The 20,443-nt window shown below is 41.6% G+C and carries 14 protein-coding genes and 1 pseudogene; 11 read left to right on the top strand and 4 right to left on the bottom strand.

Features of this window, described 5'->3' with window-relative positions; translation table 11 throughout:
* Positions 1-53: 53 nt before the first annotated feature.
* Positions 54-1,295, top strand: coding sequence for a saccharopine dehydrogenase family protein (locus AAV90_RS13170; protein ID WP_046499967.1), 1,242 nt, complete (start codon positions 54-56; stop codon positions 1,293-1,295).
* A gap of 114 nt (positions 1,296-1,409) precedes the next feature.
* Positions 1,410-2,636 carry a helix-turn-helix domain-containing protein gene (locus tag AAV90_RS13165; RefSeq protein ID WP_046499965.1) on the top strand — a complete coding sequence of 409 codons (1,227 nt, stop codon included), beginning with the start codon at positions 1,410-1,412 and terminating at the stop codon, positions 2,634-2,636.
* Between the two features lie 41 nt (positions 2,637-2,677).
* Here AAV90_RS13165 and AAV90_RS13160 read toward each other — a convergent pair whose 3' ends face one another.
* On the bottom strand, positions 2,678-3,340 hold the full coding sequence (locus tag AAV90_RS13160) for a DedA family protein (RefSeq protein WP_046499963.1): 663 nt from the start codon (positions 3,338-3,340) through the stop codon (positions 2,678-2,680).
* Between the two features lie 406 nt (positions 3,341-3,746).
* Between AAV90_RS13160 and AAV90_RS13155 the strand changes: the two genes are divergently transcribed.
* From AAV90_RS13155 to AAV90_RS13130, 6 genes are all read left to right on the top strand, one after another.
* Positions 3,747-4,436 carry a ribonuclease HII gene (locus AAV90_RS13155; protein ID WP_242847578.1) on the top strand — a complete coding sequence of 230 codons (690 nt, stop codon included), beginning with the start codon at positions 3,747-3,749 and terminating at the stop codon, positions 4,434-4,436.
* Positions 4,402-6,285: a flagellar hook-length control protein FliK gene (locus tag AAV90_RS13150; RefSeq protein ID WP_046499962.1), complete on the top strand. Its 1,884-nt coding sequence runs from the start codon at positions 4,402-4,404 to the stop codon at positions 6,283-6,285. The genes AAV90_RS13155 and AAV90_RS13150 overlap by 35 nt, the downstream gene beginning before the upstream one ends.
* A 10-nt stretch (positions 6,286-6,295) precedes the next feature.
* Positions 6,296-6,568, top strand: a complete 273-nt coding sequence (locus AAV90_RS13145; RefSeq protein ID WP_084691611.1) for an EscU/YscU/HrcU family type III secretion system export apparatus switch protein — start codon at positions 6,296-6,298, stop codon at positions 6,566-6,568.
* A gap of 11 nt (positions 6,569-6,579) precedes the next feature.
* Positions 6,580-6,927 carry a YraN family protein gene (locus tag AAV90_RS13140; protein ID WP_046499959.1) on the top strand — a complete coding sequence of 116 codons (348 nt, stop codon included), beginning with the start codon at positions 6,580-6,582 and terminating at the stop codon, positions 6,925-6,927.
* A 151-nt stretch (positions 6,928-7,078) separates the two neighbouring features.
* A complete protein-coding gene (locus tag AAV90_RS13135; RefSeq protein ID WP_046499957.1) occupies positions 7,079-7,891 on the top strand; it encodes a bifunctional 5,10-methylenetetrahydrofolate dehydrogenase/5,10-methenyltetrahydrofolate cyclohydrolase in 813 nt (270 codons plus the stop codon).
* 59 nt (positions 7,892-7,950) lie between these two features.
* Complete coding sequence (locus tag AAV90_RS13130; RefSeq protein ID WP_046499955.1) at positions 7,951-9,054, top strand: PdaC/SigV domain-containing protein; 1,104 nt, start codon at positions 7,951-7,953, stop codon at positions 9,052-9,054.
* 99 nt (positions 9,055-9,153) lie between these two features.
* Here AAV90_RS13130 and AAV90_RS15755 read toward each other — a convergent pair.
* From AAV90_RS15755 to AAV90_RS13120, 3 genes and pseudogenes are all read right to left on the bottom strand, one after another.
* Positions 9,154-9,243: pseudogene (locus AAV90_RS15755) on the bottom strand (magnesium chelatase subunit ChlI family protein); the annotation flags it as partial.
* 316 nt (positions 9,244-9,559) lie between these two features.
* On the bottom strand, positions 9,560-10,708 hold the full coding sequence (locus tag AAV90_RS13125) for a YibE/F family protein (RefSeq protein WP_198142865.1): 1,149 nt from the start codon (positions 10,706-10,708) through the stop codon (positions 9,560-9,562).
* A 194-nt stretch (positions 10,709-10,902) separates the two neighbouring features.
* Entirely contained in the window at positions 10,903-12,486 is a 1,584-nt protein-coding gene (locus AAV90_RS13120) for an alkaline phosphatase (protein ID WP_046499953.1), read from the bottom strand.
* A gap of 860 nt (positions 12,487-13,346) precedes the next feature.
* On the opposite strand from AAV90_RS13120, the gene AAV90_RS13115 reads away from it, so the two are divergent.
* From AAV90_RS13115 to AAV90_RS15025, 3 genes are all read left to right on the top strand, one after another.
* Positions 13,347-16,568 (top strand): DEAD/DEAH box helicase, encoded by a 3,222-nt coding sequence (locus AAV90_RS13115; protein WP_046499952.1) that lies wholly within the window; start codon positions 13,347-13,349, stop codon positions 16,566-16,568.
* Between the two features lie 660 nt (positions 16,569-17,228).
* Positions 17,229-20,153, top strand: a complete 2,925-nt coding sequence (locus tag AAV90_RS13110; RefSeq protein ID WP_046499950.1) for a VPA1262 family protein — start codon at positions 17,229-17,231, stop codon at positions 20,151-20,153.
* 123 nt (positions 20,154-20,276) lie between these two features.
* Positions 20,277-20,443: transposase (locus tag AAV90_RS15025; RefSeq protein WP_479725401.1), on the top strand; the 167-nt coding region annotated here is incomplete at its 3' end.

The following is a 20,443-nucleotide window of genomic DNA, read 5'->3' as shown; positions in this document are numbered from 1 at the left end:
GAGGTTCTCTAATAGAACGCAGAAGTTTTTTGGAATGAAAAGGAGATGGATATATGCGTATTTTAGCAATCGGCGGAGCCGGTGAGATGGGTTCGGTCGCTGTTGAACACCTGGCCGGACAACCTGAATGTCAGGAAATAATAATAGCAGATTATAACTACCAGGCAGCTGTGGAATTAAAAGAGCGCCTCGCTAATCCTAAAGTAAGCGCCTTACAATTAGATGTTATGGATAAGCCTGCCTTGGTGGCAGCGGTAAAAAAGGCAACGGTAGTCATGAACTTTGCCGGGCCATTTTACAAGTTGGGTCATTACGTAGTCGAAGCCGCCATAGAATGCGGTGTTAATTATGTGGATGTCTGTGATGATTATGATGCAACCGAAAAACTGCTTGAATATGATGAGGCGGCCCAAAAGGCGGGGGTCACCATACTGATTGGTATGGGCGCTTCTCCCGGGATTTCAAATATGTTTGCCAGGATAGGAGCCGACTGGCTGGATCAGGTGGAGGAGATACATACCTGTTGGGCAACTGGTGATACCGATACCGGGGAGGATGCGAAAGAAGGTGCTGCGGTATTGTACCACCTGCTGCATGCCATCGGTGGAACCGTCCCTTCTTACCAAAATTATGAGTGGTGCCAGATCAAACCTATGGTAGAGGCCGGTGCTCTTACTGCAACGTTTCCGGAGCCTCTGGGTGAGGTAACTTTCCATGACATCGGCCATCCAGAGCCGATAACCATCCCCCGCTTTATAAAAGGGGCCAAAACAGTAACGAATAAAGGCTGTGTCCTATCATATTCTCGGTTGGTTAGAAACTTAGTTGATTTAGAACTGTGGAGAGAAGAACCTATTACAGTCGGTGGTCAGTTAATTTCACCGGCGAATTTTACGGTAGCCTACCTATTGCAAAATCCACAGGTTATGCAATCGGGTGATCCCATTGGGGTAGGAGGATTATACATATCGGTAAAAGGAAAAAAGAATGGGGAAACCAGACAATATGAATTAATGCGGATGAGTTCAGAATCGATGGGAGAGGCTACCGGTCTTCCAGCAGCCGCGGCCGCAATCTTGTTGGGTTCAGGGCAGATCAAACAAACCGGGGTAATTGCACCCGAATGTATTGATCCGGTTTTGATGATACGCCAGTTAGCCAAGAGGGCGGAGCCTGAGGGCCAATATAACAGCGGGTTGATTATTAGATTAATTGAAGCCGATGGGAAGGTTAGTATCATCAGTCCGGGCCGGCCCATGGCGGAGCTTTTAGATGTAATCAGTGCCAGAAATTGATTTTACTGCCCGGCACTCAATAAAGAAAGAAAAAAGGAAAAATAACATCACTGCCTGGTGAAGTTTTTTCGGCTATCTGACAGATTGAGTGCCGGTTCCAAAAGGGGTGTGGAAATGGGCGCAGGTTTAGACAACCAGAAAAAATACTTTGAACCATCGCTTTCCCATGCGTATTTTGCTTTAATAAATGAAATACTAACCGGGCACATGAATGATGATAAGGTTCTGCTGAAAAAATGGGAGTGGTTAAACCTGCGCCATTTTCCACAAGTCGTGATGACGGCGGGATTTATTTATAACCAGACCAGAGATTTTGATGTGACGAAGCATTTGAAGATGAAGATCATTTTATCAGATTTGCGCCAGATTGTTAAATATTGGCAGGGGGCTGTCGTTATTACTTGGTATTATGAGCGGATGGTTTTTTTACTGCCTTTAAATAATTTAGAAGATGTTGACTTTAAGCAAGAACTACTTTTAGTTGCTCAAAAAGTCATAAGTGTTTTAGAAAAAGATTTCGAACTTCAGGCATCTATAGGTATCGGTAACATCTATAATCAACCTTCATTATTATATCGTTCCTTCGAAGAAGCCTGCCAGGCGCAAAAATCGTATTTACTTACCGATAATCCTATTATATTCTACAGCGATTTAGCCACTTACCATGAAAATGAAACCGTTTATCCTTTCAGTGAGGAATCGGAACTTTTGGTGCAGATAAAAAAAGGCAACATGAATGCGGCATTAAAGGCTTTGGATAAGGTTAACCAGGTATTTCAAAGCAAAAATCCGCAAGACTTAAAGGATGTTTATCTGGCTTTTTATTTGGAATTGCTAATTACTATATCCCGAGCTTTGATCTTTCAGGGTGCTGATCCCGTGCTGGTATCAGAGAGAAAACTGCAGCTTATGACCATGCTGGGCAAATTGGACGGCCCGCAGGATTTTATTAAGTGGTCATGTAATATGCTGACTTTATTTATGGGTATGGTTAATAAAGATGAATACAGCGGACTCTCTGAATGTGTTAGAAATGCGGTAATATTTTTGCAGAGTAATTTTCGTCAGGCCGTTACTCTTAGAGAGGTGGCAGCAGCCGTTCATGTCAATCCATCCTATCTAAGTCGAACCTTCAAAAAGGAACTTGGTATTAATTTCAGCACTTATCTTACGAAATTGCGCATGGAAAATGCCAAAAGTGTTTTGGAAAACTCGCAGGAGAATATCAAATCCATCTCGTTTGAATCCGGCTTTAAAAACCCCAGTTATTTTCATACCGTTTTTAAAAAAAATACCGGGATATCCCCCACAAAATTCCGTAACATCATGGGAGAGAAATAAATAAAGACCAAATTAGCAGGTACTACGCCGTTTTTTTATCCTTAGTCAGAGGTTTGATTTTGAGTGACAGTTTTCTGGCGCAAGGTGATCACTATGGCGGGGACAAGGGATATAATTATTATCGCCACAATAATAAGGGTAAAATTCTTCTCGACAACCGGTATATTGCCAAACAGGTAACCGGCTGCCAAACAGGCCAATACCCAGGAAACACTGCCGATAATATTGTACATGGAAAAACGGCCGTATTCCATTTGGCCGATACCTGCAACAAATGGGGCAAAAGTGCGGATAATAGGTATAAAACGAGCCAGGACAATCGTTTTGCCGCCGTGTTTTTCAAAGAAAGCATGGGTTCGCAAAAGATGTTCCTGTTTGAAAAAACGATTGTTTTCCCTTTCAAAGACCCTGGGGCCCACAAAACGGCCAATCTGATAATTGAGCATATTGCCCAGAATAGCGGCTGCTATTATAACACTGCCTATGCCCAGCAGATTTATCTGGCCGCTGGCTCCCAATGCACCGAGAATGAAAATCATGGAATCACCCGGTAGGAAAGGTGTTACCACCAGACCGGTCTCGCAAAAAACGATCAGAAAGATGATCAGAAAGGCAATTGATCCATAGTTGTTAATCAGATTGCTAAGGTATACATCCAGATTCATAAAGATATCCCAAAGATTTAAACCTAAAAATATGTCCATTATATTCTTCCTTAAACAATAAATAAAAATTTGGTAGAATTTCAATTTTATAAAGACAAATAAATTTCTAACTTCCTGTCCAGAGATATTTTAATTCTAAGGTGGGCAAAGTTTCATAATAAATTCAAATTTGCGGTTACAATCAAGCCGGTTAATGGTCGGTTGGCCGCAGTCTTATAAATCATTTTTCTTTCCTAATAAAATCATCTAGTATAGTATACATGAAAGCTCAGTGCTGGCAAAGCACTGTATGAATCATTCCCCTAAGACTTCAATAAAAAAAGTACCTGCCAACTTCCCTGCTTACCTTGTCTTAAGCCTGCAATTCTTATGTTATAATGAACTAACGATTTTTCATATGCCGTATGTCTACCGTTGTAGCTCATTATTTTAAGGTGGGGGTATGTTGGGCAGATCCAGATTAAGTGAGAAAGAAGAATTAAAAAGGTTAGAGTCTCTGAAAAGATTTGAAAATCAGCTTTACCAGGAGGGTTATACATATATTGCCGGAATAGATGAGGTGGGCAGAGGCCCGCTGGCCGGGCCGGTAGTTGCGGCTGCGGTGATTCTGCCGCCGGAGTTTTGCTTGCCGGGAGTCAACGATTCCAAGGTTCTTAGTGAAAAAAAGAGGCAAAGCCTGGCCTCACAAATTAAAAGGTTCGCCTTAAGCTGGGCCATTGGCATAGTATCCCCGGTCGTCATTGACCGGGATAACATTTTAAATGCGACCTGTGAAGCGATGCGCTTAGCTGGGAAGGCCTTGTTGCCCAAACCGGATTTCCTGCTAATCGATGCGGTAAAAATTCCCGATATAGATATTAACCAACTTGCCATAATTAAAGGGGATACCTTAAGTATGTCTATCGCCTGTGCTTCTATCATCGCCAAAACTGAACGGGATCAAATCATGAAGGCCTATGATTTACTTTACCCTAATTATGGTTTTGCCCGGCACAAGGGATATGCTACCCGTGAGCACCTGTTGGCCTTGGAGGCATATGGCCCCTGTCCTATTCACCGCCATAGTTTTGAACCTATAAAATCCATGCGGGAGAGTAGTTATGAATTTAAACAGCAACAGTGTCTCTTCGAATAAAATTGTATTAAATATCCAGATTCCCCAGGGCGGAGAAATGCCCTTAAATAAAGGCGAAGTCTTGTCGGCTCAGGTGCAGGAGGTGGGCGAAGATGGCCGGGTTACTATTATGGTAAAGGGCAAGCTGATTGAAGCCACTGCCGAAGTGATGGTAAAGCCTGGTCAGCAGCTCCTCTTGCTGGTGGATGATGTTCGCAACGGCAAAACTTATCTAAGAGTGGTAACACCGGAAATGACAGGCAAAATAGAAAATACCAACATAACCGCACATTTATTGGATATGGGGATTGCTGCCAGGGAAGATATTATTCGCTTAGCCCGTCAACTGCTTAAATATAATCTCCCGGTTAACCCAGGTAATCTAAACGAACTTAATAAGAATATAACCCTACTAGGCAACCTGAATGACCGCAACGCAGAAATAGCTGCTTTTGCCTTAAGCCGAGGAATCACCGGATCAACCGCTTTACAGTCCTTGGCTCAGTTTTTAACCCCGTCAACTGATATGGCAAAACTGTTACCCATATTAAGTAGTATCTTGGAGTCTTTGGCTGTCATAAAAGCAGATCAGGCAGAAGCAGGCAGTGACGCGCTCTCCCGGACTACAAAGCAAACCGGGGAGGGTGGAGCAGCCGCTCTTAAAACCCCCTTAGACACGCTGGGCAAAATCGCTGGCCTGCCTGGTTCACCTCCGCAGTCCCTCGCAGATAATGCCAGCGGAACGATAAAGGGGCAACAGTCACAGACTGTCCAGAATCCGAGCCTATCAGCCAATGCAGCAAATAATCAAATTAAAACTGATCCCAGTACAGAGCAAACAGTTATAGGCAAGGCAGATTCAAGCCATGAACCCAAAATTCAAACCGGTACCCCAACTTTTATCCAGAAGCCGGAAAATGATACCCGGGAAAACCTGACCCAAAGTAAACCGATGGGGTCGGTTAGCCCGGAAACGAGTGTTAAAACGTCCCAGGTTGTATCGGCTTCAAAAACCGGTGAATCAACCCCCAGAGTGCCATTGAATCAGGCGCAGATGACTATGGGTGAGGGCAATCCGGTACCATCCGGAATTCCGGGTACAGATGAAGAAATCCAAGGTGCCCAAAGGATAACTGCAGCCGGGCTGCTGCCGGAAGAAGGCAGCGAAGTCATGTTTCCCCGCAACCCCCTAAGCCGCAGTATCATTAATCTGCTGGATACTCTACGCAGCGTGCTGGAAATTAATCCTGATGATCCGCCCGATAAAATAGCCCTTAAAATCCAGGCATCAGTATTAGGAGAAAAAGATATTTTAAGGGCTTTTAATCTCCTGAAGGAAATAAGCGATAATAAAGAAATCGTTGCAAAATTGCCTCAGTTAAAGGAATTTACTCAGCGACTGAACAGCTTGGAAAAAGAAATCACCGGTCAACAACTGTATAACGTAAGCAACAAACATTCCAGCGAAAATATATCCAGTTTCTATTTCTCTTTTCCGGTTCCCTTGGATCAGGGTTATGGTCTCTGCCAGCTAAAAATAAGCAAAGACGGCCGTCAGAGGTTAAGGGATGTGGATGATCTTAGCCTGGTGGTATCGCTAGATACAAATAAACTAGGGGTAGTGCTTTTTCATATCCGGTGGCAGAAAAAGGGCCAGCTGGAACTGCAAGGGGTAGTGGAAAATCAGGCCACATGCAACTACCTTAATCAAAACGCCCAGCAGTTGGTTGAAAGCCTGGAGGCCCTGGGATACCAGGTTAATCATAAAGGGGTAAGGATGAGTCGTTCCCCTGAGGAAGTCCACAGCCTTAAACCGATGTTGCAGGAGATAACTAAACCTTTGCGATTAGGTATCGATGTTACGGTATAAGGAGAGTTTTATGGAGAAAAAGCCTATTTTGGATCGGGCGGTAGCATTGCGATATCACGAGGGTGAGGATGAGGTTCCGGTCGTTGTAGCCAAAGGACGCGGGCTTCTGGCCGAACGGATCAAGGAACTGGCCCAGGAAAGCGGAGTGCCGATTCAGGAAGATCCGCAACTGGTTGACTACCTGATGGCCCTTGATCTTCATGAGGAGATCCCCCCCCAGTTGTATGCAGTAGTTGCCGAGGTACTGGCCTACATTTACAGCCTGGATAAAAGGTATCGTTAAAGGAGCCGCTAATGAAAAAACAGCTGGGACGTTTAGGCGAAGAAATAGCTGTCCGGTATTTAGAAAAGGAGGGCTATAAAATTTTAGCCCGCAACTACAGAAACCGTTACGGAGAACTGGATGTAATATGCATAAAAAAAGAGGTGTTGGTTTTTGTGGAAGTAAAAACCCGCCGTAGCAATAGGTATGGATCAGCTGAAGAAGCCGTTACCCCTAAAAAGATTGAACATATCAAAAAAGTCAGCTTGCATTATCTGGCGGACTGTCATTTTAAATATAAAGAGATTCGCTTCGATGTCGTCAGCATATTGATGTTAGAACCGGATTACCGCTTAAATCATATAAAGGCCGCTTTCTAAGAAATTAATGCAAATTGTCTTTGTATGTTTTTATTATCTGCTAATATGTAAAAAGCATGGCTAACGCTTTGATCCAAAATTATCCTTAAAACTGCAAAATAATCCCGCGCGGAAGGGAAAAAACTAACAAAAATCGAGTTGGAGGACAGGTATGTTAATCTATGGCAAGGAAGTAAGAGAAGCAACCAAAGAAAAAGTAAAAAGAATTGCCCAAAACAAACCGCTTAGTCTGGCGGTCGTACAAGTAGGGGATGAAGCTGCCTCGGGCGCATATATCAATGGCATGAAAAATTTCGGCCAAGATATCGGGATTCCGGTTACGGTTTTTAACTATCCGGCCACCATCAGTGAAGCTGAATTAATCCGGGAAATAAAAAAATTAAATCAGAGCCCGCAAATTACGGGAATCATGATTCAAAAACCCCTGCCTGCTCACATGCGCGATGACGTAGTCGTTAACAGCCTGGATTACCGCAAGGATGTGGAAGGGATTCACAATTTTAATCTGGGCAAGATTATAAATCGTGAAGCGGGGGTCAGACCATCCACTCCTAAAGCGGTGATAAGCATGCTTAAGGCCCATAACGTACCCCTGGAAGGTGCCCGGGTAACAATCCTGGGGCGCAGCAGTATCCTGGGCAGTCCCCTGGCCCTCATGCTTATGGCTGAGAATGCCACTGTCACCGTATGTCATACCCGTACCCGCAACCTAATAGACGAAATCAGAAGAGCAGATATAGTGGTTGCAGCCATGGGCCAGATGAATTTCGTCACGGCTGATATGGTCAGGGAAGATACCGTAATAATTGATGCGGGAATAAATTTTGATGAGAACGGCAAAATGTTCGGCGATGTCCACGCAGAAGCCAAACAAAAAGCCAAAATGGCCAGTGCCGTACCAGGCGGCATAGGTGTAATTACCGTAGCTGAACTGTTCGATAATTTAACATTGCTGGGTGAATAGACCAGCCTGCCGTCCCCCTGGTCACTGACAGAAAAACTGAAATATTGGAGGTAATTTATTTGAAAATCAAACAGACAGTTGCATTGGGAATAATGGGTTGTTTTTTATTCAGCAGTACTGCATTTGCTGCCCCCACACTGGCCGAACCTACTATAACTGCTAAACAGCAGGATTTAGCCATTGCCGCCAATGCTGACAGGAACGATGTTGCCGTTAAGGAGAGTGTCCTAATAACCACGGAGAAAATTCAGAAAAAGAATAGTATATTAGAAATCGATATTGCTTATCCGGTAATTTCGGGATTAACCGATGTTAATTTTCAGAAACAATTAAACGATTACATAAAAAAACAGGTTACAACAGCTAAAGACGAGATTCAAATGCAAGCAGAGGAATATGCCCGGGAAGCTAAAAAGAATGGTTGGGAAGTGCGGCCATATCAGCTTTCCATCGATTATGACCTTAAAACCAATGACGAAGACTTTCTTTCGTTGACCATAACATACTATACATATACCGGCGGAGCGAATGGTATGACCGTTGTAGGGTCGATCAATATTGATAAAAAAGCTAATAAGTCTATACAATTAAAAGATTTATTTCCGGCAGGAACAGATTTTAAAACGAAAATAAATAATGAAATAGTCAAACAGATCGAAATGCGCTCAAAGGATAAAGAAGAAATATTCTTTGAAGGAGATATGGCTTTTAAGAGTATTAGCGATTCGCAAGGTTTTTATTTAAAAGATAACGATATTGTAATTATTTTTCCCCAATATGAAATAGCACCTGGGGCAATGGGCATTCCTGAATTTGCAATTAATTTAGCCGAACTCAAGGACAGCTTGGCAGTAATAGATGAGGGCAAAATAGTTATTGAAGGCTTAGAAATTAAGACATTTTTCGATCGGGAAAATAAAGTGGTAATGATACCTCTGCGCCAAACAGGAGAAAAATTAGGGTATACGGTAACCTGGAAAGGTGATGATCGAAGTGTTCTACTGACTAAAGGCAATGCATCCGCAAAACTGAAAATCGGTGATAATATATATATCGCCAACCATAAGATACCATATATCCTAGAAGCCCCTCCGGTTATTGTAAATGATTATACTTATGTGCCGGTATCATTTTTAGAAAAAGTACTGCTGTATAAAATCTAAACATTGCTAACTGGCTAACCAGGGGGACGGTTTCCCTGGCAGTCCCCCTGGCAGTTAATTTCTCCAGTACTTTCTGTCTAGGCTCCGATATTGAAGGGTCTAGGCTAAATGCTGCAGCTTAATATTACTGTTCTCTTCAATATCAGCAATAGTCCGGGCAACCTTAAGAATCCGATCATACGCACGGGCGCATTTGCGAGTTCAGACTTATTTTATAACGAGCAAAAACGCTTTTTCTGAATATCCCTGGTTGCCATAACCTTTTCCCGCATATCATTTGAGCTTTCCCCATTACTTCGATCCCTTAGCACCTCATCGTTTAGGGAGAGTGTAGGTATCACCCCTCCCGACACTGTGGCAATATGGTTAAAGGCCGAACTACGATTTGCCTATGTGTGGTGCATTTTACCAATAGGTAGTTACTTTGCCACCACAGATAACGGGATTGTAACCCCATCATATATTGATCTATTTCCGCGAACGGACAAACCAAGCCCTTGCTCCTCTAACCGGTTTCTCTCCGTATTTCTCTAGCAAACATAACTCCACTTATAAATGATGTCAAAGGTGACACCAAAACAAGTCCAATACAGCCGACAAAGGTATGTAATATCTCCGCTGCTATTGCCTTGGAATTGAGGATATTCAATAACGGTGTTCCCTGAGCCACATACACCATCATAACCGTGATAAAACTTCCCAGATAAGCAAACAAGAGAGTAGTTGTTTGTGTGCCGACTACGGATTTTCCAATATTAAGTCCTGATTTTATAAGAGCTGTCTTGGGAATATGGGGGTTGTTGTTGACCAGCTCCTCCAGGGCTGAAGAAATGTCTATTGCCAAATCAAGGATGGCACCGGCACACGCCAGGTATATTCCTGCCTGCAAAATTGAGGTTAAATCAAGATTCAAAAATCCTGCATATAACAGTGATTCAGCTCCTTCCAATACAGCACCATGGATGTTGAATATGTTTCCAAAAACAATTGCCAGCAGGCATGTTGCTAAAGAACAAATGGTAGCGCTGATAATGGCAGCATATGCTTTTTTGGAAAAGCCGGCCACCAAGAGAAGGGTAACAATTGTCAGGATATTGCCGACAATCAGCGCCACGAATAAGGGATGATAGCCATTGAGCATAGCCGGTATGAGTATTTTCCAGATACTGAGCAGGGCAAAAGCAAAGGAAAGTAAGGTGCGTACTCCTGTGAATCCGGAAAAGAGGATTATAACCAATGCAAAAAGACCAATTAAAAGCAATTCCTGATCAATCCGATAATGATCTATCATATTGGCAAAGTTTATCTTATTATTCTCATCGAATCCAATCAGTACCCAGGCTTTGTCTCCTGCCTGGAAAATCTTATCAACCGACAATCTTCCGGTAAGCAGATTATTCGCTTGAATCTGTTCGCCCTTATGAGAACCGGTTTCAATCTCGATGATAGCACTTTGATCACCTAGCTTATAAATTCCCGAGCCATTTATCCCCATATTATTGACGGAAATGACCTTGGCCCGAACACCCTCTGTATATCGATATTCTTGCTTCTGAAACCCGGTAGGAAGCGTAGCCACAATAGCGATGATTATTAAAAGAGTTGTTATAAAAATAAATTCTTTTCTATTCACATTCAGTAAGAATTTTTTCAAAAATTGCACTCCTTTTTCTCAACCAGGGGCTGTTTTGTTAGTTGTTGGCACATTGCTTGAGAAGGCTTTCCTTACCTCCTCCGCCAGTCAATTTTGTCTAACTTACCAAGATGGCGGTTTTTGACAGTTTGTTAGTTAAGAAAGGCAAAAGGAAGCAATAGGATCGTCCCCTTGCTTCCTGAAAAAATTAGCCGCTAATTAAGGTTTGTGGCTTCGACTAATTTATCGTATATTGCTGTATTCTCGTATGCACCATTGAATAGCTCTGCCCTGGCACCTGTTGCATAGACCGGTACCGGTACGCCGGTATGCCAATAAGATGTCCAGCCTATACCTGCTTTGTTATTGAGAATATGAGTCAAGGTCACTGAAAGGGGATTATAACCACCATATAACAGGTCGGTTTCTTCATTATCCGTTGGATTAGCTGACATGGTTTCCGCAAAAGCAGTTTCTAGTCTAGCCATTTCCCAATCTGATAATTCCAATGTCATATAACTTGGTTGACCTTTGCGGCTGATATCACCGGTTGTATTGTTAACAAGACCAAAATTCTCAGTGATAATCGGCATAACTTCAGCAAAGCTTAAATTAGGATTTTTGGTTTTCATTTCATTGATTATCTCATCAAAGGCAACATAAGATATTTTTTGACTGTCTAAAATATCAAAAGCGGTATCATATCCGGTGGTTGCCTGACCGATGGTCATGCCGCCAGTTTCGTGGTCACCGGTGACAATAATTAAAGTTTCATCGGGGTGTGCTTTGGCAAAATTAATAGCTACTTCTATTGCATCATCAAAAGCTAAAACATCGCCAATATTTGCTTTGGCATCATTTGCATGACCGGCCCAATCAATTTTTCCTGATTCGACCATCATAAAAAACCCTTTTTCATTATCAAGTACGTCGATACCCTTTTTAACGAAATCAGCCAGAGTTAAATCGCCTGGTTTGTTATCAATGGCATATGGCATAGCGCCGCTATCCTGAGTAACCGGAGTCACTGCATATACTTTGCCTGATTGGCTGTTAAGAGCTAAAATGTCTTCCTTGGTTCTTGCTATGGTATAATCCTTTTCTTCCATAACCTTATAGGCATCTTTTTGATCTTTATTTTTTCCGGTTGGTTGATTGATCGTGCCGCCGCCAAAATAATCAAAGCCTGAATCTGCCATTTGCAGAGCTATTTCATAATAATCGTTTCTTGAAGGTATATGGGCATAATATGCTGCAGGCGTCGCGTGATTGATAGTTACAGTTGTGACGATACCGATCTTCATATCTTTCTCTTTTTTAAGTCTTTCGGCAATAGTTTGGGGAACTTCAGAGCTATTGACATTTTCTGCTTTGTTGCCGGATTTGTTTCCCACCGGTTTTAAGCCAATGGTACCACTCCAGGTCTTAAATCCAGATGATAAAGAAGTAGCCGTTGATGCAGAGTCGGGGGCAAAGGATGTTGCATCTTGGGTGGTTTGATATCCTGCCGCTTCAAAATCTTGGAAACTAAGTTCTTTTAAAGCGATGTTGTTGTGTTTGTTGCTTCCCTCATAAATCTGGGCTGAGTTCACCTGAACTGCTGCCATGCCGTCCCCAATGAACATAAATATGTATTTAGGGGTTTTGGTGGCTGCAACCGCTGTAGTGGACGCCTTTGCCTTTGTCCCTGTTGATTCTGCGTTAGCATTATTAACCGATGACCACACTGCCCACAAAGACAATGCCATTAGTAGTAGGGCGGCTAACGCTTTCTTGGACGACAGTACTTTTGTTTGCATAATAAAAGCACCTCCATTTATTTACTATTTAAAAAAAGTATACAGATGGAACATTAAATACGTATTAATGTTATGTAATAATTGTATTAATAATTAGAAATATACCCCCTAAAATAGACGGGTCTAAATGTTCTCCAGAAATCTAACTCATCACACGACCTACCATTGCAGGAACAGAGGGAGGAAAAGCTGTATACGGTTTCATAGCGTTGCTCGCTCTGTCTGTCGCTATTCGTCTCACCTAACATAGCTAGCTGAAAACTGTTCTTGATATTTATGGTAAATTACGCTAACCTATATAGAACCCATGTTCTATATAGGTGTGATTAAACATGATACCTGCCCGTATTGTAAAGGCTGAAGTATATAATCCCCGAACCCCTCGTAAACCCATATTCCCAATAAAGGGGAACAGCTGGTCAGGTATTACGGATACTATTCCAACAAGTCACGGGGAATGCGCAAAAAACTGATATTGATATTAAAACGCCGGTGCCGGTTGATTCCGATATTACAAAAAAGGAACTACGCAGGAACTGGGCTCGTTTGATTTGCGTGCCGCCAGGTTCAAAGAGTTTAGGAATTGGGTTATACCGGCTGAGCTTTAGGTAAATCAGGTTGATGCTATGTTGATTATTATCACGGCAGGATACCCTGCCCTCACCGGCTGTACGTTCCGCAATATCATGAAATTTCGACCCCATTTCTTGGATCAAGTATGTAACCAGTATTTTCTATCTTGTGCTATACTAATCTGAAAAAAGGAAATTCCTATCCAAATAATGAATTTTGTCGCTGCAAGTATATCTGGATTTAAATATTAGGTCAGACCCACTTGTCACAATTAGGAGTAATAAATTATGTTATCTTTCGGACTGTACGAACAAGTCATAAATAACATTATGAAGCAGCACCTGGATCAGATCAGCAACGAAATGACCATGGTTCAGACCGGCCTGATTGATTCAGCTGAGTCGTCCAAGATTTTGTCTGTTTACCTGGCATTAGTTATAAGAGATGTTTTGGACTATATAGAAGGCGAAAATGGAGCCTTGGATAATCGCATAGCTCTTTGCAACGATTTAATCGAATATATCGCCGCGACCATCGAAAAAGGTGAATCAGGCTTTAAAGCCAGCCCCCAATTGGCTGATTTGGTCAGAAATAAAATCATACATAAAGACGCGAAATTATTATTAGCCCTGGTTGATAAAAAAGGCAGCAAAATGGCTCTTAACCCGGAAAAGGCCACACTCATTCGTCCCGATACCTCAATTGCCGAAAATTCGCTGTTCACCGGGGCCGTTCATGAACCCAGCATGGTTTCAGAATTGAAAAAGGAAATCAGGACCTGTGACCGGATAGAGCTGTTAGTCTCATTTATTAAATGGAGCGGCTTGCGGCTGATCTTGAGTGAACTCCAGGAATTCACCTCCCATGGCGGAAGCTTACGGGTTATTACCACCTCCTATATGGGTGCTACCGATTTCAAAGCCATTGAAAAGCTCTCCAGCTTGCCTAATACGGAAATTCGTATTTCCTATGATACCGAAAGAACCCGCCTGCATGCCAAAACCTATGTTTTTTGGCGGGATACCGGATTCAGTTGCGCTTACATAGGGTCTTCCAATATATCTGAATCGGCTATGACCAGCGGATTGGAATGGAATATTAAACTCAGTGAATACGATTCCAAAGATATACTAAAGAAAGTTCAGGCCACCTTTGAGTCATATTGGAACAGCCATGAATTTGTCAAATTCATCCCGGAATTGGATGGAGAAAAGCTGCGCCGGGCTCTTAAATCGGAGCGATATAATGCCGGTGATGAGGACCAAAAATTTGCATTTAAATTTGATATTACTCCCTATTATTTTCAACAAGAAATATTGGACCAACTTAAAGCGGAAAGAGAGATTCATAATTCCTATAGAAATCTGGTGGCAGCGGCTACCGGTACCGGGAAAACGGTTGTGGCAGCTTTTGATTATAAAAGGTTTGTGCAGGAGAATCCCGGCAAGCTCAACCGCTTGCTGTTTGTGGCCCACCGGAAAGAAATATTGCAGCAAAGCCGCGACTGCTTCCGGGCAATACTGAAGGACTATAACTTCGGTTCCCTGATGGTGGGAGGCAGCAGCCCGGAAAGTCTGGACCACCTCTTTGTATCCATTCAATCACTCAATTCCAGAGAGCTTACCTCTATAACCAACCCGGATCATTATGATTTTATTATTATTGATGAATTCCATCATGCAGCCGCTCCCTCTTACGAGGAATTGCTTACATATTATCAACCCCGTATATTGCTGGGCTTGACAGCGACTCCGGAGAGGCCTGACGGCAAGAACGTTTTCCATTATTTCAATGGACGCATTTCCGCTGAACTGCGGCTGAATGAGGCCATAGAACGCAAACTCTTGAGCCCGTTTCACTATTTCTGTGTAACGGATACGGTAAGTCTGAAAAATGTACAATGGACAGCCGGCAAATACGATCAAAAACAACTGGACAATTTATATGTCTTCGAGTCAGCCCAGGCTCAGCGCCGGGTTGGCAACATAATTCAAGCTATCGATAATTATTGTGGAGACAGATCGGATATTATCGGCTTGGGATTTTGCGTTTCCAAGGACCATGCCCGCTATATGGCCGATAGCTTTAACCAGGCGGGTATAGCATCAGAATACTTGGTGGCAGAATCAGAAGAATCGGTGCGCAGTACGGTAAAACAAAGGCTGGTTAATAAAGAAATAAAATTCATTTTTGTTGTTGATCTTTATAACGAAGGCGTAGACATTCCTGAGATAAATACAGTCCTATTCTTACGGCCTACGGAAAGTTTAACCGTATTCATTCAGCAGCTGGGTCGGGGATTAAGGCTGTGTGAGGGGAAAGAAGCGCTGACCGTGCTTGATTTTGTAGGCCAGGCTAGCAGAAAGTTCAATTTTGAGGAACGGTTCAGGGCACTCTTAGCACGAACCCGGAGAACGGTAGAGTATGAAATAGAACACGGTTTCATTCATTTGCCCCGGGGATGCTCGATTCAAATGGAAAAACAAGCCCAGGAATATATATTGGAGAATATCAAAAACACCATTAACAACAAGCACAATATTAAACTGAAACTGAAAGATTACTTTGATATACATAAAAAGATAGATGCCCAGAAATTTTTCGAAGACTACCATGTCCAGCCCAAAGAGATATATTCCAGACATTTCACTTTAAGCTCGCTGGCAGCAGAGGCAGATCTTGTTGATAAAGATTCTGCCGATGATCAGAATAACCGGATGTTAGCCAGCGCTTTTCTGCGTTTGTCCAGCGCCAATTCCCGCCGCTGGATCACATTCCTATTGGACGTATTGCCCAGGATCAAATCCAACTATGGCTATATTGAGGATAAATTATCCAGTATTGAACGAACCATGCTTACTATGTTCCATTATACGGTTTACGGCAAAGGGCTGGATGATTTGGACAATGTCTTTTCAAGCATAGAAGAAGCCATCTATAACGCCATAAAAAACGACCTGCTGTACAACGAGTTAATGGGCTTACTGCAGTATCAGTATGAACGGATTGAATTCGTGGATAAACCGTTGGATTTAGATTTTGCATGCCCTCTGGACTTGTATTGCAAATATACCCTGGACCAGATACTGGTTGCCTTAGGTCGGCATACGGAAAGGGAACGGAAACATTTCCGGGAAGGGGTACTATATCTGCCGGATAAGGGGTTGGATGTGTTTTTCGTTACCCTGAATAAATCCGATAAAGACTACTCGCCATCGACTATGTATCGGGATTACGCCATAAATGAAGAAAAGTTCCATTGGCAATCACAGAGCATAACCAGTGTGGAATCAACCACCGGGCAGAGATACATTAATCAACAAAATAACGGCAACCAGGTACTTATATTTGTGAGGGATTATAAAAAGGACGGACAGGCAGCGGTACCCTACACGTGTATCGGTTTAGCCGATTATGTAAGCCATTACGGCTCTGCCCCTATTAGTATTGTCTGGAAAATGCACGACCCCATGCCCGGGTTTGTGTTGAAAGAGGCAGTGACGGTGTAAGTCCGACAATATTTTAGCTAAATGGGGGAAATTGGAGTTACATGCAGGAATGGAAGGATATTACATAGAATTCATACAAAAAATGCCATTTTATTTTGAAGAATAATTTCGAAACAGTTGGATAGATGGATAGCAGATCCCATAAGGTCTTGAGAATATTGGCTTTATTAAGTAGAAGGCAAAACAATATTAAGGAGGGGCAAAATAATTGGCTTTTGAGCAATTTGAGCCGGAGGAAACCGCAATTAGTCTACCTGTTGCAGAGGTGTGACAACAAGTTACAGATTTCCCGTAAAACAACCTGATGAAGATAGAAATGATTTTATTGTTGAAATTAGAGACAGCAAGCTAAAAAAAGTAAGAGATAAACTAGAAATATTATCAAATGAGAAATTTCCATTACACTAGGTATTATTCAAACTCTACCCTAACCTTTTTTCCTAAAATACCTCGATTTTTTTTAAAACAATTATGTCTGATATTATACCCAATAAAAAGCAAGTCGAAGAAGCTCAGGGTGAGATTCCCTGGGTTTAGTCGACTAATTGGAAGTTAAATCAGAATGGATTATAGTAATAATAGGAAACTAGCCTGTCTTAAGTTATGGTTATAATGCGATTGTTATGATAGATCATTTGAAGTAAAAAAAAGGAGAAAAATATGCAATACTTTGTCAAGTTACTTTTACTAGGGTTAGAGAATCCTGCTTTACTATTTGGCTTTTGCGCCCCTACAGAACAACCACCCCATGCTTGGAAGAGAAAAGAACTTGATAACAAACCTTCTATACTGCAATATACAGCTATATTAAATCAGACAGATAAAGATAGTCTTTTGAATATTTTAAATACCAAATCCTCTCTCAATATTGGCAAAGAAATGTTGACTCTTAACTTAGAATCTCGGCCATCTGTTTTTTCAGACACATCAGGATTGGAATGGGAAAGCAATAAGCCTGTGTCAAAATTTCATATTGTGGATGAGTATTGGAATTTAGATAAGGCTGTTCTAATGAATGAAATCGAACAGTCATTTCTTCCATGCAATGGGCGAGACTTGAGGCACAATATTCAACGACTCTTTGAAGTTTTAAAAAAGGAGTGTGGTATTGATTTTTCTCAAGAAGGTGAGAGACTAGGAAATTTCGAATATTATACGCCAGGCAAATACATGAACGCGTTTGATGTTAAGGGAAATAATTACACAACAATTATTCTTCGGAAAAAGTACGCTATCCCAGAAGAACTCATTGTGAATTGTGCAGCAGAAAATGAGGGGCGTTGGGTTAGTAACGAAGTAAAAGCCTTTTCTCCAGATTCTGATGAACTTGCTTTTTCTGCAGATGAACCCATGACACATTACAAAATTAAGGTCTGGGAAAAAGAAAGCGGTGTATTGGTTTACGCTTCCGAATCTGCTTTTATGATAGAAATTCATATTGATATGGCAACAACAAATCATAAAGTAATTCATGATCCATGGACTCAAACATTGCAGCAAAATGCATCCAAACATAAGGATGATATTCAAAAAATCGAAAGGATCACAGTTGCTTCCAGATATGATGTGATAAATGTGACCAGTGAGCAACCGGTCCCATGGCGTAAAGCGACACAAGATGGGAAAAAATTATGTATATCATATAAAAAGGCAAAAACAAAAGGGGCGTTCGTTCCTAAAACCGCAGATCGAAAAGGAGAGATTGATAGTTTCCAAAAGGTTCGTGAATACATTGAAGAAAAAGGAATTAAAAAGGCTGTTCTGGCAGACCCTTTCTTTTCGGTAAAATCTGCTTCCAAACTCTTAGGGCGTATATCGTCGGCCAGCGTGGAGTTCAATGTGATAACAGCCCTTGCCTCAACAGATCCAGACACAAGCGAAAAAAATACTGATGTAAAAGAACAATGCAAAATTTTTATTAACCAGAACAGAAATCTCCTGCATCCTAATTTGACAGTTCAAAATGTATTACGTGGAAATAATCCGGCGTTTCATGACCGGTATCTAATTCGCTATTTTGATGATGGGCATATTGATGGTTTTTTACTAAGTAATTCACTTAATTCTGCCGGACAATACTTTCCGTATGTTATAGCTCCGCTTGAGTCTGAGGTATGTTTAGAAGTGGCAGAGTACCTGCAGAATTTGACGAATCCAGCATACCAAAACAAGCTTTCTGAAATAGAGCAAGTTCAGATTGAGACGCTATATAGTCCAGCAAGAAACCGTGAAGAAACAGAGCCGGAAAAGAAATGTGTCCTACCTCAATTGCTGACTGGGGAAAGCAAAATTGAAGATGCTGTTCATAGCGGTGTAAAATTAAATTATTTTGAAGACGGTAGTAATGCAAAGAGTTTTACTGTGCTTCCAGGAGTATTACCAACGATTATTCCCATGCTATTTCAGCATTGGAATTCAAACTCTGAAACCGCAATAATAGCATTAGGCGAGGCACTATATCACACTTACCAAGGTACATGTGAAGCAAAAGAAATTCTACAATCTATACCTAATGCAATTCCTCGTTATGTGGAAACAATATTGTTACTTGTCGAAGATGTGGAAGAACGGCAAAAACATGGACAAAAATCAATACATAGTGAGCAATTTGCCTATTGGGCAATCATGAATGGAAATGCGGAGCCTGGACCGATTTCACACTGGGTTGACAATCCAGGCCATGTGTACTACAAGGAAGAGGGATATTGGTGGTGCCTTTATAAGTTGCTCTGGCTACTCAACCCTGAAGAATTTCTGCATACTCTGGAAACTATTAAATCGCCGCTTATGCTATCAATCTTGATTGAGTATATAGCCTTATACGACTATGACCAAGGCTTGCATGAGTTGCTTTTAAAATCAAAATGGGAATGGATGCATGACTTAGGTGCAGAATGGGTGTGGAGGAATTGCAAAAGTAAAAATTTAGATATAAATGCGGTGCTTGACTCAATTGAAACGAGCATGCAACTAAAGCAAAGTGCGTATCTCTTATCAGAAGCAGCATTTCATGCTCGTATCCTGCAGGCAAACACTCCTGAAGCTGACAAAGCAAAAGCATGGGAACTATGTATTGAGTTAATTGAGCGTATAGCGACGCTATGCAATGAAGCGGAAATATCAAATGATGAACAAATAAATGCGCTTGAAAAAGTTAAGGATTGTGAACAAACCTGCAACGCTTGGCTTATTCTTTCCATCGCTCAGTCTATTAAAGATGAAACTATTCGTAATGCTCAGCTAGACCGAATCATAAATGCTTATTTTAATAATAATCATTCATTGCCATGTAATTTGGATACGGATGAGCAATATATCGAACTGGTTGTTAAAACCGCAGAGCTAAGGTATAAAGATACATTTGAAAAATATATTGGCTCTAAATTATTACATTGGGGTGCTCTTAATGATTGGATGGAACCATATTTCCGCGATAGAGATTATTGGCGCTGGAGTGATTCAGAAAAGACTGTTGGATGGGATGTACAATTCTTAAATGTTTATCAAAAGCTGGGCTATAAATTAAGTGGAAAATTAAAAGTATACTTTGATCGTGCGATGTCTGATCCGACTCTATTGGCTTAATAAAAGTGTCAACGGGACGGTTCGAGATCACTGAAAAAGTCCATTTAAAGCACAAAAAGCATACCCTCCTGTGGTATAATTTGGTTAGCGAAAACAAATTTAACTAAAGGAGGTATGCTTTTTATGTTAGTTAAAAACGTCTTTAGACAAAACAGCTTCTATACCGCATTATACCAAATGATTCCGGATAATCACATACTAAAACAAATAGATTCCGCCATAGATCTTAGCTTTGTTAATGATTTATTAGCAGATAGATATTGTAAAAACTTTGGCAGACCAGCAAAAGA

This window comes from Syntrophomonas zehnderi OL-4 (genome assembly GCF_000983115.1).
GTDB lineage: Bacteria > Bacillota > Syntrophomonadia > Syntrophomonadales > Syntrophomonadaceae > Syntrophomonas_B > Syntrophomonas_B zehnderi.
Note: the sequence above shows the minus strand (reverse complement) of the source record. Positions and strands in the feature narration are given on the sequence as shown.